The 15859-nt window shown below is 63.4% G+C and carries 15 protein-coding genes and 1 pseudogene; 10 read left to right on the top strand and 6 right to left on the bottom strand.

Features of this window, described 5'->3' with window-relative positions:
- Positions 1–12 precede the first annotated feature (12 nt).
- The 3 genes from X727_RS138020 to X727_RS138030 all read left to right on the top strand — a co-directional run bounded on the left by X727_RS138020 (position 13) and on the right by X727_RS138030 (position 1853).
- Positions 13–267 (top strand): type II toxin-antitoxin system Phd/YefM family antitoxin, encoded by a 255-nt coding sequence (locus X727_RS138020; RefSeq protein WP_023684084.1) that lies wholly within the window; start codon positions 13–15, stop codon positions 265–267.
- Positions 267–668: a type II toxin-antitoxin system VapC family toxin gene (locus X727_RS138025; RefSeq protein WP_023684083.1), complete on the top strand. Its 402-nt coding sequence runs from the start codon at positions 267–269 to the stop codon at positions 666–668. The genes X727_RS138020 and X727_RS138025 overlap by 1 nt, the downstream gene beginning before the upstream one ends.
- A 135-nt stretch (positions 669–803) precedes the next feature.
- Complete coding sequence (locus X727_RS138030; RefSeq protein ID WP_023700208.1) at positions 804–1853, top strand: aldo/keto reductase; 1050 nt, start codon at positions 804–806, stop codon at positions 1851–1853.
- A gap of 51 nt (positions 1854–1904) precedes the next feature.
- On the opposite strand, the gene X727_RS138035 is transcribed toward X727_RS138030, so the two are convergent.
- Positions 1905–2813 (bottom strand): LysR family transcriptional regulator, encoded by a 909-nt coding sequence (locus X727_RS138035; protein WP_023700207.1) that lies wholly within the window; start codon positions 2811–2813, stop codon positions 1905–1907.
- A gap of 123 nt (positions 2814–2936) precedes the next feature.
- Here X727_RS138035 and X727_RS01000000165130 point away from each other — a divergent pair.
- Together X727_RS01000000165130 and X727_RS138040 are read left to right on the top strand one after the other, a co-directional pair.
- A pseudogene (locus tag X727_RS01000000165130) lies at positions 2937–4048 on the top strand (MFS transporter).
- 43 nt (positions 4049–4091) lie between these two features.
- Positions 4092–5126 carry an aldo/keto reductase gene (locus X727_RS138040; RefSeq protein WP_023688867.1) on the top strand — a complete coding sequence of 345 codons (1035 nt, stop codon included), beginning with the start codon at positions 4092–4094 and terminating at the stop codon, positions 5124–5126.
- 60 nt (positions 5127–5186) lie between these two features.
- Here the strand turns inward: X727_RS138040 and X727_RS138045 are convergent, their stop codons facing one another.
- Positions 5187–5459 (bottom strand): usg protein, encoded by a 273-nt coding sequence (locus tag X727_RS138045; protein ID WP_023668649.1) that lies wholly within the window; start codon positions 5457–5459, stop codon positions 5187–5189.
- A gap of 305 nt (positions 5460–5764) precedes the next feature.
- Here X727_RS138045 and acs point away from each other — a divergent pair, with 305 nt between their 5' ends.
- A complete protein-coding gene (gene acs, locus X727_RS138050) occupies positions 5765–7720 on the top strand; it encodes an acetate--CoA ligase (protein WP_023835211.1) in 1956 nt (651 codons plus the stop codon).
- A 9-nt stretch (positions 7721–7729) separates the two neighbouring features.
- Positions 7730–8467: an MOSC domain-containing protein gene (locus X727_RS138055; protein WP_023835210.1), complete on the top strand. Its 738-nt coding sequence runs from the start codon at positions 7730–7732 to the stop codon at positions 8465–8467.
- A gap of 66 nt (positions 8468–8533) precedes the next feature.
- On the opposite strand, the gene X727_RS138060 is transcribed toward X727_RS138055, so the two are convergent.
- Entirely contained in the window at positions 8534–9802 is a 1269-nt protein-coding gene (locus X727_RS138060; protein ID WP_023818257.1) for a cyclopropane-fatty-acyl-phospholipid synthase family protein, read from the bottom strand.
- Positions 9803–10188: 386 nt separating this feature from the next.
- Positions 10189–11058 carry a transglutaminase family protein gene (locus X727_RS138065; RefSeq protein WP_023700201.1) on the bottom strand — a complete coding sequence of 290 codons (870 nt, stop codon included), beginning with the start codon at positions 11056–11058 and terminating at the stop codon, positions 10189–10191.
- Between the two features lie 178 nt (positions 11059–11236).
- On the opposite strand from X727_RS138065, the gene X727_RS138070 reads away from it, so the two are divergent.
- Entirely contained in the window at positions 11237–11902 is a 666-nt protein-coding gene (locus X727_RS138070; protein WP_023668644.1) for an HAD-IA family hydrolase, read from the top strand.
- 142 nt (positions 11903–12044) lie between these two features.
- Here X727_RS138070 and X727_RS138075 read toward each other — a convergent pair whose 3' ends face one another.
- Positions 12045–12251, bottom strand: a complete 207-nt coding sequence (locus X727_RS138075) for a DUF1674 domain-containing protein (protein ID WP_023688862.1) — start codon at positions 12249–12251, stop codon at positions 12045–12047.
- Positions 12252–12356: 105 nt separating this feature from the next.
- Between X727_RS138075 and htpX the strand changes: the two genes are divergently transcribed.
- Both htpX and X727_RS138085 read left to right on the top strand, forming a co-directional pair.
- Positions 12357–13382 (top strand): zinc metalloprotease HtpX, encoded by a 1026-nt coding sequence (gene htpX, locus X727_RS138080; protein WP_023835209.1) that lies wholly within the window; start codon positions 12357–12359, stop codon positions 13380–13382.
- The gene (locus X727_RS138085) at positions 13373–14833 is read left to right on the top strand and encodes an RsmB/NOP family class I SAM-dependent RNA methyltransferase (protein WP_023835208.1); all 1461 of its coding nucleotides are present in this window, start codon (positions 13373–13375) and stop codon (positions 14831–14833) included. The genes htpX and X727_RS138085 overlap by 10 nt, the downstream gene beginning before the upstream one ends.
- Before the next feature lie 19 nt (positions 14834–14852).
- Here the strand turns inward: X727_RS138085 and X727_RS138090 are convergent, their stop codons facing one another.
- Complete coding sequence (locus tag X727_RS138090; RefSeq protein WP_023835207.1) at positions 14853–15743, bottom strand: phytanoyl-CoA dioxygenase family protein; 891 nt, start codon at positions 15741–15743, stop codon at positions 14853–14855.
- Positions 15744–15859: the final 116 nt, after the last annotated feature.

Here is a 15859-nt window from a genome sequence, read left to right as displayed (position 1 = left end):
TAGGTACCTTCCATGAACTGGCATCTGCAGGACGCAAAAAACAATCTCTCGAAGCTGGTTCAGCAGGCTCGTGAAAAGGGCCCGCAGACCATCACCTTGCGTGGAAAGCCCGCTGCTGTCGTGTTGGCCGCTGAAGAATACGAAAGGCTCGTCGGCTCTAAGCCCTCACTTGCGGAATACCTTCTTTCCGGTCCCGAATGGGACGACGACTTCGTCGAAGAGGTCAATCGCCGCTCCAAGGGGCCCGGCCGAGACGTGGACCTCTGATGTTTCTTCTGGACACGAACGTCGTGTCGGATGCGCGAAAGCGAGGGGGGCCAGTGGCGGATTGGATAATCAAGCAAGAGCGCCAGTCTCTGTTTCTAAGCGTCATCACGCTCGGTGAAATCGCACGCGGAATCGAAATGAAGCGGCGAAACGACCCCGACACTGCAAACCATTTAGCAACGTGGTTCCACGGTCTGCGCCACAGCTACGAAAACCGAATTCTCGGCATAGACGAGAACATCGCTGCCCAATGGGGTCGCATCTCCGCGATCCGCACGCGCGGCGACGCAGATGGGCTTATAGCCGCGACGGCGCTCTTCCACGATCTCATACTGGTCACACGCAACGTCGCCGATTTCGACGATACTGCCGTCACAATGTTCAACCCTTGGGAAGCCTGACCCGCCTGTGTTGATCCGGTGTTGGGTCGGCCGCAGGTTGTGCCAGAGCCGGCCCATCATTGTGCCACCACTGGAAACGAAACGTACCGTTCCTATTTGCTTTGCGTAATCACCAAATCTTCTGGAGCTGCCACCATGCGCTACAATCAACTCGGAAATACGGGGATGTTCGTCTCCGAACTCTGCCTCGGCACAATGACCTTCGGCGCCGCCGGCGAGAATGCCCAATGGGGTCTGATCGCCAGCCTCGACCAGAAGGGCGTCAACGACATCGTTGGCCGTTCGATCGCCGCCGGCGTCAATTTCTTCGACACCGCCGACGTCTACTCCTTCGGCCAGTCCGAGCGCCTGCTCGGCCAGTCGCTCAGGGATCTCGGCGTCAAGCGCTCGGACGTCGTCATTGCCACCAAGGTGCATGGCGCCATGGGCCAGGGCCCGAACGAGCGCGGCTCTTCGCGAGGCCACATCATGGATTCGGTCGAGGGCAGCCTGGAGCGGCTGCAGCTCGACCATATCGACCTCTATCAGTTGCACGGCACCGATACGGTGACGCCGATCGACGAGACGCTACGGGCACTTGATGACCTGGTTGCCAGCGGCAAGGTTCGCTATGTCGGCGTCTCCAACTGGCAGGCATGGCGCATCGCCAAGGCTCTGGGCATTGCCGAGCGCAAGGGGTTCTCCCGCTTCGAGACCATCCAGTCCTATTACTCGATCGCCGGCCGCGATCTCGAGCGTGAGATCGTGCCGCTCATCAACGAGGAGAAGCTCGGCTTGATGGTGTGGTCGCCGATGGCCGGCGGCCTGCTGTCGGGCAAATACGGTCCCGGCGCGCCCGGCAATGGCGAGGGCCGCCGCGCCGCCTTCAACTTCCCGCCGGTCGATGAGGACCGCGCCTGGGCAGCCGTCGCCGTCATGCGCGACATCGCCAAAAAGCACGATGTCAGCGTCGCTACGGTCGCGCTCGGTTATGTCCTGGCCAAACCTTTCGTCATGAGCGTCATCATCGGCGCCAGCCGCATGGAGCAGCTCGAGCAGAACCTAGCCGCGGCCGAGGTGAAGCTCGACGCCGACGATCTCGCCAAACTGGATGAGGTCAGCGCGCTGCCGGCCGAATATCCCGGCTGGATGCTGGAGCGTCAGGGCGCCGGTCGCCGCCCGGCGCCGTTCACCCCGAAGAAATAGTCATCGCTGTCGCCTGATGCTTGGGGGGTCATCTGGCTCCCCAACGTCTTTTCAGCTCATCCGCACGCTCTCGACCAGAAAGTCGAGAAACGCCCGCACCCGTGCGGGCAAATGCCGGCCCTGGCCGACATAGACGGCGTGGGTAGGCTCCTCGTCGCCCGGATTGAAATCCTCCAGCAGCGCCGTCAGCCGCCCCGCCGCGATGTCATCGGCCACATGCCAGTGTGCCAGCCGGGCGATGCCGGCGCCGCCGACCGCCATCAACCGCATCGACTCGCCATCGCCGACCAGCGTGTTTCCGGTGATCGGCACCATGACGGCGTTCCCGGTTGCATCGACAAACGACCAGCCATCGACATGCCGGACAAAGCCGAAAGCCATGCGATTGTGCCGGTCGAGATCTGCTGGAACCAGCGGCGTGCCATGCGTCTTGAGATAGGACGGTGCGGCAACGACTGTCATCCGGCTTTGCCCGAGCTTGCGCGCCACCAGCCGCGACTCGCCGAGCGGCCCGGCGCGGATGGCGACGTCGGCACGCTCAGCCATCAAATCGATGACGCTGTCGGTCAGCACCAGATCGACCGAAATCCCGGGGTAGCGTTCGAGGAAATCAGGCAGCAGCGGGATCAGCCGATGCACCCCGAAGGGCACATAGGAGTTGACGCGCAGCCGTCCGCGCGGCGCGGCACCCACGGCCGCCTCGCGCTCGGCCGCCGCCATATCGGCCAGGATGCGCACCCCGCTGTCATAGAACGCCGTCCCTTCCGGCGTCAGCTGCAGCTTGCGCGTCGAGCGCGTGACCAGCCGCGCGCCGAGCCTTGCCTCCAGTCGCGCGATCAGCTTGCTCACCGCCGACGGTGTCATACGCAGCGAACGAGCCGCAGCCGAGAAACTGCCCGCCTCGACGACGCGGACGAACACTTCGATCTCGCCGGAACGGTTGATATCGGGTCTGGCCATTTGTGAATCTATTTCACAGGAAATATGCCCAAGGCAAGTCTGGTTCACAAGGCATGGCAACACGATCTCTGCGGTCGGGGCGCGGGTCTGGTCGCGTTCATCGAGTTCGAACTGGAAACCGCCATGCCTCTTGCTCTCTACGCCCTCGCTGCCGGCGCCTTCGGCATCGGTGTCACCGAATTCGTCATCATGGGGCTGCTGATCGATGTCAGCAAAGATCTCGGAGTCTCGATCTCGGCCGCCGGCCAGTTGATTTCGGGCTACGCGTTGGGCGTCGTCATCGGCGCGCCGCTTTTGACCATCGCCACCGGCAACTGGCCCCGCAAGACCGTCCTTCTGGCCCTTATGGCGATCTTCACGCTCGGCAACCTCGCCTGTGCGATCGCCCCCGACTACTGGACGCTGATGGGCGCCCGCATCATCACCGCCTTTGCCCATGGCACTTTCTTTGGCGTCGGCTCGGTGGTCGCCACCGGCCTGGTCGCGCCCAACAAGAAAGCCTCGGCGATCGCGCTGATGTTCACCGGCCTGACTATCGCCAACATCCTCGGCGTGCCCTTCGGCACTTGGCTCGGCCAGACCTTCGGCTGGCGCGCCACCTTCTGGGCCGTAACCCTGGTCGGCTTGGCAGCCTTTGCCGTCATCCTGCTTCTGGTGCCGCGCAGCAAGGAAGCGCCCGAGAAGACCAATCTGCGCGCCGACCTCGCAGTGCTGCGCCGCACGCCGGTGCTGCTCGGCGAGCGGCAAGGCCTGCCAGATCAACTGCCCCTGACGCCGGNCTCGTCTTCGGTGGCGGTCTTATCGCCGGCAATCTGCTTGGCGGCAAGGTCGCCGACCGCTGGCTGGTGCCGGCGGTGCTCGGCAGCCTCGTGGTGCTGGCGTTGGTGCTGGCCACAATGACCTTCGCCGTCCACAGCCAAATCCTGGCCGTCATCTATGTCGGCCTGCTTGGTGCCGCCGCCTTCGCCACCGTGGCGCCGCTGCAGATGTGGGTGCTGGAAAAGGCGCAAGGCGCGGGCCAGAGCCTCGCCTCGTCCTTCAACATCGCCGCCTTCAACCTCGGCAATGCCGCCGGCGCTTGGCTTGGCGGCGCGGTGATTGCCCATGACCTCGGCCTCGGCTCACTAACCTGGATCGCCGCTTTGCTGCCGGTCGCGGCTCTTGGCGTCGCTGCCCTGGCGCTGCGCCTCGATCGCGCCCCCACAATCGGGGTGCCGGTCTGCGCCCAGTCATGAGCATCACGCGCAATCCTTCTTCGACATCATCAAGGAGCATAAAATGGATTATCGACGTCTCGGCGCATCGGGCCTGAAAGTGCCCGCACTCTCTTTCGGCGCCGGCACTTTCGGCGGCTCCGGGCCGCTGTTCGGGGCCTGGGGCAACAGCGATGCCAAGGAAGCGCGGCGGCTGATCGACATCTGCCTCGAGGCCGGCGTCAATCTGTTCGACACCGCCGATGTCTATTCGAACGGCGCCTCCGAGGAAGTGCTTGGCGAAGCCATCAAAGGCCGCCGCGACGCGGTGCTGATCTCGACCAAGACTTCGCTGCCGATGGGCGACAGACCGGCCGACTACGGCTCGTCGCGCTCGCGGCTGATCAAAGCCGTCGACGCCGCCCTGAAGCGCATGGGCACCGATTACATCGACCTGTTGCAGCTGCACGCCTTCGATGCCGGCACGCCGATCGAGGAGGTGTTGTCGACGCTGGACGACCTCGTGCGCGCCGGCAAGCTGCGCTATGTCGGCGTCTCCAACTTCTCCGGCTGGCAGGTGATGAAATCGCTGGCGGAAGCTGACAAGCATGCTTATCCGCGCTACGCCGCGCATCAGGTCTACTACTCGCTGGTCGGTCGCGACTATGAATGGGAGCTGATGCCGCTCGGTATCGACCAGGGCATCGGCGCGCTGGTGTGGAGCCCGCTCGGCTGGGGCCGCCTGACCGGCAAGATCCGCCGCGGCCAGCCCCTGCCGGAAAAGAGCCGGCTGCACGACACCGCCGATTTCGGCCCGCCGGTCGCGGACCAACATCTCTACCGGGTCATGGATGCGCTTGATGCGATGGCTGAAGAGACCGGCAAGACCGTGCCGCAGATCGCCATCAACTGGCTGTTGCGGCGCCCGACCGTGTCCTCGGTCATCATCGGCGCCCGCAACGAGGAACAGCTGCGCCAGAACCTCGGCGCCGTCGGCTGGGCATTGACGCCGGAGCAGGTCAAAAAGCTCGACGCCGCAAGCGAAGTGACCGCGCCCTACCCGTACTTCCCTTATCGCCGCCAGGAAGGTTTCGCCCGACTGAACCCGCCTGCGGTGTGATCGCACGACGTTGAAGCTGCCAATCTCCCCCCTTGCGGGGGAGATCAGCTATACTGCCGCTCAGTGCAGCACGAACTCCCCATCCACCTTCCGCCATTCGTTCGGCGCGATCAGCTTCTGGTGCGTGTAGCTGATCGAATGCAGCGGCCCGTCGAGCCTGGCCTTCCAGAACTCGATGAACTTGATCAGCACCGGAAACTTCGGCGCCAGATCGTAATCCTGCCAGATGAAGCTCTGCAGCAGATGCGGGTGGTCGGGAAAATGGTACAGAATCTTGGCCGTGGTCAGGCCATACCCCTTGAGCATCAGGTCCATTTCGGAATGATCGCGCATGACAGCCCCTTGGCCTAGTTGATTCTCCATTCCTCCCAACACCGAATTGTGCGCGCCGTTCCTTAACTGTCTATGATTTTCCTGATCCCAGTCGGGTTTTATGCACGAAAACATGCAGTTAGCAGCGACCGCCGCCGAGTGCTGATACAACCGAAACGGGAGCTGCGGCATCCCGCCACGCGAATCCAACGTCTAATGTTGCCGTCAGCGCGGAACTGTTAATAATGCCGCCGAATTCGCGGCTGCGTCGCCGTGATCCTGGCTGTGGTCAAGCCGGCGGGGTGGTTTGGGAGGAAAGTGAAGACATGTCCGAGGTGAAGATCCACCGCGTCCAGCCGGCGTGGAAGAAGAATGCGCTGATCGACAATGACACCTACCTCAAATGGTATGCCGACAGCGTGAAGAATCCGGACAAGTTCTGGGGCAAGCACGGCAAGCGCATCGACTGGTTCAAGCCGTTCAGCAAGGTCAAGAACACCTCCTTCGAGGGCAAGGTCTCGATCAAATGGTTCGAGGACGGCGAAACCAACGTCTCCTACAACTGCATCGACCGCCATTTGAAGAAGCGCGGCAACCAGACAGCCATCATCTGGGAAGGCGACAATCCCTACGACGACAAGAAGATCACCTACAACGAGCTCTACGAGCATGTCTGCCGGCTCGCCAATGTGATGAAGAAGCACGGCGTCAGGAAGGGCGACCGCGTCACCATCTACATGCCGATGATCCCGGAAGCGGCCTACGCGATGCTGGCTTGCACCCGCATCGGCGCCATCCACTCGATCGTCTTCGGCGGCTTTTCACCGGACGCGCTGGCCGGCCGCATCGATGACTGCAAGTCGACCTTCGTCATCACCGCCGACGAAGGCCTGCGCGGCGGCAAGCCGATCCCGCTGAAGGAAAACACCGACAGAGCGATCGAAATCGCCGCCAAGGCCGGCACCAAGGTCGATAAGGTGGTCGTCGTTCGCCGCACCGGCGGCAAGACCGGCTGGGTCCAGGGACGCGACATCTGGTACCATGACGAGATCGCCACGGTGAAAGGCGACTGCAAGCCGGAGAAGATGAAGGCCGAGGATCCGCTGTTCATCCTCTATACCTCAGGTTCGACCGGCAAGCCGAAGGGCGTGCTGCACACCACCGCCGGCTATCTCGTCTATGTCTCGATGACCCACCAATATGTCTTCGACTACCATGATGGCGATATCTACTGGTGCACCGCCGATGTCGGTTGGGTCACCGGCCACAGCTATATCGTCTATGGCCCGCTCGCCAACGGCGCCACCACGCTGATGTTCGAGGGCGTGCCGAACTACCCCTCGCAGTCGCGCTTCTGGGAAGTCATCGACAAGCACAAGGTCAACATCTTCTACACCGCGCCGACGGCACTGCGCGCGCTGATGGGCGCCGGCGACGAACCGGTGAAGAAGACCTCGCGCAAGTCGCTGCGCGTGCTGGGCTCGGTCGGCGAACCGATCAATCCGGAAGCTTGGGAGTGGTATTTCAACATCGTCGGCAACGGCAAGGTGCCGATCGTCGACACATGGTGGCAGACCGAGACCGGCGGCATTCTGATCACGCCGCTGCCCGGCGCCACCGACCTCAAGGCCGGCTCGGCGACGCGGCCCTTCTTCGGCATCAAGCCGCAGCTGGTCGACGGCGAAGGCAAGGTGCTGGAAGGGGCGGCCGACGGCAATCTCTGCATCGCCGATTCCTGGCCCGGCCAGATGCGCACGGTCTATGGCGATCACGACCGCTTCGTGCAGACTTATTTCTCCACCTACAAGGGCAAATACTTCACCGGAGACGGCTGTCGCCGCGACGCCGACGGCTATTACTGGATCACCGGCCGCGTCGACGACGTCATCAACGTTTCCGGCCACCGCATGGGAACGGCCGAGGTCGAATCGGCGCTCGTCAGCCATGAGAAGGTGTCGGAAGCAGCTGTCGTCGGCTATCCCCACGACATCAAGGGCCAGGGCATCTACAGCTACGTTACCTTGATGAAAGGCGTGGAGCCGAGCGAGGAACTGCGCAAGGAGCTCGTGGCCCATGTCCGCAAGGAGATCGGCGCCATCGCCTCGCCCGACAAGCTGCAGTTCGCGCCCGGACTGCCGAAAACCCGCTCCGGCAAGATCATGCGCCGTATCCTGCGCAAGATCGCCGAGGACGATTTTTCCGCGCTCGGCGATACCTCGACACTGGCCGATCCGGCCGTGGTCGATGATCTGATCGCCAACCGCCAGAACAAGAAGGGCTGAGGGGATTTGATGGCTGCACTGGGCGCAGTCACGGAGCTCTGGCGTTACCCTGCAAGTTCGCTTGCCGGCGAACGCCAGGACGCCATTTCGGTCGGCCTTGAAACCATCGACGGCGACCGGCTGTTCGGCCTTGTCGATGTCTCGGACAATGAGATCGCGCGGCCCGACCGCGACGCCAAGTGGCACAAGGTGCCGCGCATCTGCACCCGGCTCACCAACGATCGCGAGCTGGAGATCGCCGTTCCCGACGGCGACTGGCTGGCAGTGCCGGGTGTGGAATGCGACCAAGCCATCTCGGCCTATCTCGGCTTCTTCGCCTCGATCCGGCCGTTCAGCCAGGACAACGCCCCCGGCTACACCGGCCCGCTCACCGCGGCGCGCTACCGCAAAGCGCCGATCCATCTCTTGACCACCGCATCGCTGGCGCGGCTAAAGGCGCTGCACCCCGAAGGCATTCCCGATCCGCGCCGCTTCCGCCCCAACATTGTCGTCGACATGGCGGCGGTCGAGAGCTCGTTTCCCGAGACCGAATGGATTGGCCGCAAGCTTGCCATCGGCGACCTGCTGGTGACCGTCTCGGAGCCGTGCCGCCGCTGCGGCTTCACCATCATCAGCCAGGACGGCTTCGACCACGATCCCGGCATCCTGCGCAATCTGGTCCGCCACAACGCCCATAATCTCGGCGTCTATTGCACTGTGGACAGGCCTGCCCGCGTCGAGATCGGCGCGCCGATGCGGTTCGTGTAGGCCTCTACCGCGAGGCAGCGAATCGCAGACCTTGGAAAGCGTGGGGTTCGGCCCCGAATCCTATCTCTACCGATACAGATCCGCCCGTGTCGGCGGCAGCCCGCTCGGGCCGCGTGCCCGTTTGGTGACGACGGTCTGAAAAATCTGCGCCGAGGCGCGCTCGAAGGTGATCGAGCAGCCGGTGAGATAAAGCAGCCACAGCCGTGCCTTGGCCTCGCCGACTTCGGCGACCGCCTCGTCGAAGCGAGCCTGTAGCCGCTGGGCCCACAGCCGGCAGGTGCGCGCATAGTGCTCGCGCAGATTCTCGACGTCGTAGACCAGGAAGCCATGCGCCTCCAGATTGCCCAGCGTCATGCCGATCGTGTCGAGTTCCCCGCCGGGGAAAATGTATTTGAGCAGCGCCTTGAACTCCGGCCCCTTGCGCAAGGTTTTCTTCAAGTCGCCCTTGCTTCGCCTGGTGATGGCGTGGTGCAGATAGATGCCGCCGGGCTTCAGCAAGCGATGGATGGTCTTGAAATAGGTGGCGTGGTTGGCGAGGCCGAGATGCTCGAACATGCCGATCGACGATATCTTGTCGAAGGAGCCTTTGAGTTCCGCATAGGATTTGATCTCGATGGTGATGCGGTCCTGCAGCCCTTCGGCGCGGATGCGCTCGCGGGCGAGATCGGTCTGCGCCTGCGACAGCGACACGCCATGGCCGACGACGCCGTAATTTTTGGCCGCATGGATCAGCATGGCGCCCCAGCCGCAGCCGATGTCGAGCAGCTTTTCGCCCGATTTCAGCCTGAGCTTGCGGCAGATATGGTCGAGCTTGTCGGCCTGCGCTTGGTCGATGCCATCGGCGAAATCCTTAAAGTAGCCGCAGCTGTAGACCATGCGCTCGTCGAGGAAGAGCCGGTAAAAGGCATTCGAAATGTCGTAGTGATGCTGGATCGCCTCCTGGCTCGACCCGCTGACATAGGGGTTGCGACCCGACAGATCGGTGCGTGCACTCATCTGCTTGCGTGACAGGAGCACCGCCGGCAGGTCGCGCAGGATCGCCAGCTTCGGCAGCGACTTGAGCTTGGTCCTGAGCTTGCCTTGCGACGGCAGTGCATAAAAATCGAAAATCGTCCCGTCTTCGATGTCTATCGTCTTGGAAATCCACATCTCGATCAGCGTCGACAGTGATGGCCGCTTCACCACCTGCCAGACGATGTCCTGGTCGTTGATGGTGAGCACGGGCCCGGTGGCGGGACCGATCCGCTCGCCGGTCCACAGCTTGACCGCAAAACCCGGCTTCAGCGTTTCGATCACCGTTCGCACGATGCGCGCGGCCTTCTCGGCTGCCTCCATGGCCATCCTCCCGAGTCCTGACAATCCACCTTGCATGGATTTTGCCCGCCCGCGCGGCTCTTCGCAACCCGGCGCAAAAGGCGGCTCGCCAGCTATTTCAAATCGGCATCTTGTTTTTTGCTGCAACGCACCCCATCATCTGTACGTGTTCAACAATCGAAAGGAGGTGATCCGATGTCGAGTGATTTCGTTTTCCAGAACGTGGCCTCAGCGGATTGCACTTTCGGGAAGCAGTCTTCCCGTTAAGGCGCGCGAAGCGCGGCGGGTGACCTCGGTCGCCGCCATTGGCCGCGCCACGGACGGAAACACGGAAGGCCGCCGGCTTCGTCAAGAAGCGGCGGCCTTTTCCATTCCCGGATTGTGTGTCGAAGCGGATCAGAGTCCGGTCACGCCAGCATCCGCGCGCTCACCGTCTTGTCGACGCCGTGATAGGGCGGGTTGAACAGATTGCCTTCCTGCTCATAGGTCCAGACCTTGAACAGCGAAAGTTGGTGCGGGCCGAAGCTGTGCAGCAGCGGGACATCCGTGGCATCACGACCGCGCGCGATGACGACGCGGCCTATCCTTGGACGATTATGACGCGGGTCGAACGTGTACCATTTGCCGTCGAGGAACACTTCCATCCAGGCCGAAAAGTCCATCGGCGCCGGGTCGGCCGGTACGCCGATGTCGCCGAGATAACCGTTCACATAGCGGGCCGGGATGTTCATGCAGCGGCAGAGCGTGATCGCCAGATGGGCGAAGTCGCGGCATACACCAACCTGCTCCTCATGCGCTTGGGCTGCGGTGCGCGTCGACCGCGCATAGCCATAGCCGAAGGACAGCCGGTTGTGGACATAGTCGACGATCGCCTGCACCCGCGCCCAGCCGGAGGGGACATGGCCGAAAAGCTGCCAGGCCAGACTGCTCAGATGATCGGTCTCGCAATAGCGGCTGCCGAGGAGGTAGCCGAGCACATCGTCCGGCAGTTCCGCCACCGGCACTTCCCTGGCCAGCGTGTTGACCGCGTCAGGCTCGCCGCTGTCCTCGACGGCTGCGTCATAGAGAATGCGGAAACTGCCGGCGGGTACGGTGAAGCGGCGGCAGGTATTGCCGAACAGATCGTGATAGACCTTGCTCGGCACTGAAGGCGACGTCAGCACGCGCGTCTGCCGTTTGATGTCGGCCTGACGATCCCTGTGGATATCAAGCAGCGAGATGACCGGCGTGGCGCCGACGCATTCAATGGCGATTTCGTAGCCGAGCCGGATCAGCACAATGATTGCCCCTTCGATCCCGTGGAAAACAGTATGCTCAAAACGCCAGAGGCGGGACCATGGTTCCCTGGAACTATCGAAAAGGCTCTCCCGCGGCTTCCCAGGCAGGCGTGGCGACGTTACGGTCGAACGACATGTTTCGACCTCCCGAAACGATCCCTAACCCGTGGAAAATCTGATGTTTGCAGGCAGAAAATTCGCCGCGTTCCTGTTCGATATGGATGGCACGGTGCTCAATTCGATCGCCTCGGCCGAGCGCGTCTGGGCGGCGTGGGCGCTTAAGCACGGTCTCGACGTCGAAGCCTTCCTGCCGACGATCCATGGCGTGCGGGCGGTCGAGACCATCACCAGGCTGGCGCTTCCCGGCGTCGACCCTGTTCATGAGGCGTTTGTGCTGTTGCAGGCCGAGTCGGACGATGTCGAAGGCGTGCTGCCGATCGCCGGCGCAGTACGGTTTCTCAACGCGCTGCCGGCCGAGCGCTGGGCGATCGTCACCTCCGCGCCGCGCCCGTTGGCGCTGCTGCGCATGCGGGCCGCCGGCATCCCGGTTCCCGCCTTGGTGGTCGCGGCCGAGGATGTGTCGCACGGCAAACCGGCGCCCGACTGTTTCCTGCTGGCGGCAAAACGGCTCGGCGTCGACATCGGCGACTGTCTGGTCTTCGAGGACGCACCGGCCGGTATCGCGGCGGCGGAAGCAGCGGGCGCGTCGGTGATGGTGATCAGCGCCACTCACCAGCATCCAATGACGACTCAGCACAACTCGATTGGCGGCTACGAAACCGTCTCCATCGCCATCGATGACAGCGGCTGGATGACGCTGGGGGCACAGCGCAGCGCGGCCTGAGGAACTGGAGGACTGGAGGACTGGAGGACTGGAGGACTGGAGGACTGGAGGACTGGAGGACTGGAGGACTGGAGAACTGCTATGCGCCTTTTTCTTCAACTCTTCAGTTCACCAGTTCCCCAGTTCTTCCGTTCCTGAACCCCTAGAAATCGCTAGCCAGTCCCTTCACTTCCCAGTCGCCGTAGCGGCCGGGTTCCTTGCCGCCGCGGCCGCCGATTTCCTTCGGCAACGCAGCTTCCTTCTGGCGATACGCTTCACGGCGCGCCTCGGCTTCAGCCAGCGCTCGGCTGGCCGCCGGCGTCAGGTCCTTCTCCCGGTCGGCATCGGCTTTGCTGGGTTGGTCGGTCATGCGATAGTCCGGGCGGATTGAAACGAAGGGCGGCGTTTCCCATCATATAGCCATGAGTTCACCCCGATCGACCTTTTTTTGCCACGGCCGCACAGGGAGCAGATGATGAGCACGCTACGCACCACCATGCTTCTGGCCGCGATGACGGCGCTGTTCATGGGCGTCGGCTTTCTGATCGGCGGCACCGGCGGCATGATGATCGCCTTCCTGGTCGCCGCGGGCACCAATCTGTTCAGCTACTGGAATGCCGACAAGATGGTGCTGTCGATGAACCGCGCCGTCGAGGTCAACGCGAAGAACGCGCCCGAATTCCACGCCATCGTCGAGGCGTTGGCCAAGCAGGCCGGCCTGCCGATGCCCAAGACTTATCTGATCGACAATCCGCAGCCGAACGCCTTCGCCACCGGCCGCAATCCCGAGAACGCCGCGGTCGCGGCCTCGACCGGGCTGCTGGAGCGCCTGTCGCATGAGGAGGTGGCGGCAGTCATGGCGCATGAGCTGGCCCACATCCAGCATCGAGACACGCTGACCATGACCATTGTCGCGACACTCGCCGGCGCCATCTCGATGCTCGGCAATTTCGCCTTCTTCTTCGGCGGCAGCCGCGACAACAACAACCCGTTCGGCTTTGTCGGCGTGCTGGTGGCGATGCTGGTCGCACCCTTCGCCGCCATGATCGTGCAGATGGCGGTCAGCCGCACGCGCGAATACGAGGCCGACCGGCGCGGCGCCGAAATCGTTGGAAATCCGCTTTGGCTGGCATCGGCGCTTGACAAGATCGCCCGCGGCGCCGAACGCATCCGCAACCAGGATGCCGAACGCAATCCCGCGACCGCGCATCTCTTCATCATCAATCCCCTTCACGGCGAGCGCATGGACAGCCTGTTTTCGACCCACCCGAATACCGACAACCGCATCGCCGCGCTGCAGGCGATGGCGCGCGACATGGCAGGCCGCCAGCCGGCGCCGCGCCAAGCGCCGACGCCAGAGCCGATCGAAGAATTGCCGGCCGATGTCGAGCAAGGCCCGTGGGGCAAGGCAGCACAACCCACGCCGCCGACCAAACCGGCCAAGCCGAAAGCCAATCCGTGGGGCCGCAATCCGACCGGACCCAAAGGTCCGTGGTCGTGAGCGGCGCCAGATCCCGGCCCGCACATTCAGGCGATCGCGAAAACAGCTCGGACGAATTCGTCGCCGGCCTCGCCGCGCGCAAGGCCGCGGCGCGGCTGCTGGCCGCCGTTATCGACGCCAAGACGCCGCTCGACGGGCTGACCGACCACGAGAACGGCCATCCGCAATACAAAGTGCTCGACCTGCGCGACCGCGGCCTGGTGCGCGCCATACTGGTGACCGCGCTGCGCTACCGCATGACCATTGCCGGGCTCCTCGCCCGCCGCCTTGAAAAGCCGCTGCCGCCCAACGCCACAGCTTTGTTGCACATCCTGCATGTTGCGGCGGCGCAGATCCTGTTCCTCGACATCCCCGACAGCGCCGCCGTCGATTTGGCTGTGACCCACGCCAAGTCGGACCCACGCACGCAGCGCTTTTCCGGCCTCGTCAACGGCGTGCTGCGCACTTTGGCGCGCGCCAAGGAGACCGAACTGCCTGCCGCTCTTGCCGCCACCGATGAGGCGCCAAAATGGTTCTCCGACCGGCTGAAGGCTGCCTNGACCGAACTGCCTGCCGCTCTTGCCGCCACCGATGAGGCGCCAAAATGGTTCTCCGACCGGCTGAAGGCTGCCTATGGCGCCGAGATGACCAGACAGATCCTGGCGGCGCATCGCGTTGAGGCGCCGGTGGATTTCACGGTCAAGGCCGATCCCGAATTGTGGGCCGAAAAGCTCGGCGGCATCGTGCTGCCGACCGGCACGGTGCGAGTGGAAAAGCTCAGCGCCTCCGTCACCGAACTGCCGGGCTTCAGCGAAGGCGCATGGTGGGTCCAGGACGCCGCCGCCAGTTTTCCGGCGCGGCTGTTCGGCGATGTCAAAGGATTACGCGTCGCCGACCTCTGCGCCGCCCCCGGCGGCAAGACCGCTCAGCTTATCCTTGCCGGCGCCAAAGTCACCGCCTTGGACACCTCGAAGAACCGGCTGGCGCGGCTGACGCAGAACCTCGAACGGCTTGGGCTGTCCGCCGAGATCGTGCAGGCCGATCTGCTGAAATACCAGCCGGCGGAGCTTTTCGACGCCGTCCTGCTCGACGCGCCCTGCTCTTCCACCGGCACGGTTCGGCGCCACCCTGACGTGCCATGGACCAAGACGGCAGCCGACGTCGAAAAGCTAGCCGATCTGCAAGCAAAGCTGCTCGCCCGCGCCGTCACTTTGGTCAAACCGGGCGGCCGGATTGTTTTTTCCAACTGTTCGCTGGACCCGATCGAAGGCGAGGATCTGTATCGCGCCTTTCTGGCCGGCAGCAAGACCGTCGCCGACGATCCACTGCAGCCCGGCGAAATCGCCGGCATCGACGCCTTCCTGACCCCGCAAGGCACGCTGCGCACCACACCCGCCGATCTTGACCTTGGTTCGCCAGGGGTTTCCGGCCTGGACGGCTTCTTCGCCGCCCGCATGCGACGACTGGCCTGACTCCGACGCGACGACATGCCTAAAGCATGTCGTCCAAGGACCAGTGCTTCCCCCACCTTGCATCGATCTCATCATCGATATTCTGGTAGCGGATATCGGTGGAGAGCCGGATACGCCCCTCCGCGCTCTGGTTGGTTGTCGAGGCGTGGATCATGTAGGGCGAGTGGAGGACGACATCGCCGGCCTCGAAATCCGCGATCAGCCAGCGTGTATCGAACCGCTCCGCCATGTCGGGCAGGTCCTTCGACACCCAGCCGCCCTCGCTCATGTTCCGGTTGTAGGCGCTGATGCGCTCCTGCGGGCTCAGCCCGGCATTGTCCCTGGCGAACCGGGCCTCCATGTCGAGGCCGATGGCGTGCGATCCCTCGAGATAGACCAGGCCGCCCATGTCGACGGGAACGTCGCCGATCGGGATCCAGGCAGTGACGATGCGGCTGGTGCCGCCGCGCAGATAGACGAGATCGTAATGCGCCGGCGTCGCCACTGTGGTGCCCGGTTGGGTGAAACGCATGATCTTGCGCTTGTGCAAATAGGACAGCCCGCCGACGAACGCATCCATCAGCCGCGCCATCAGGGGCTGTGCGCAGAACCCTTCATAGGCGGTGGAGCGAACCAGCGCCATCAACCGGCGATCGGCGAGCTGACGGTCGAACGTGCCGGCGGCCGCCGCCAGGCCAAGCGCGGGATCGGACCCGGGCTGCAGCAAGCCGGTGTCGGCCAGATATGAAAACACCCAGCCGCGAAAATCGATGACGTCGCGGCGCGGCAGCATACTTTTCAGCCAGACATAGCCTTGCTCGGCAAGGAGGCCGCGAATGGCATCGATGCCGACCCCGGCGTCGGTTGGCACGAGATGACCCAACCGGTTCGGCGCCATCGATAATGTCTTGCCGTTGGCGTTCAGATCCATTGACGCAACAGGAATCCGTCGTTGCGTGCCACCTGTTGAGCTTGACATTTCAGCCACCTGCGATTTTCCATCCTTAGCTGGAAATGTCATACTGTTCGCACACTCGCCCATGGACA

Source organism: Mesorhizobium sp. L103C105A0, from assembly GCF_000502215.1.
Lineage (GTDB): Bacteria > Pseudomonadota > Alphaproteobacteria > Rhizobiales > Rhizobiaceae > Mesorhizobium.
The sequence above is the reverse complement of the archived record's forward strand: the minus strand, read 5'-3'. Positions and strand labels throughout refer to the sequence as shown.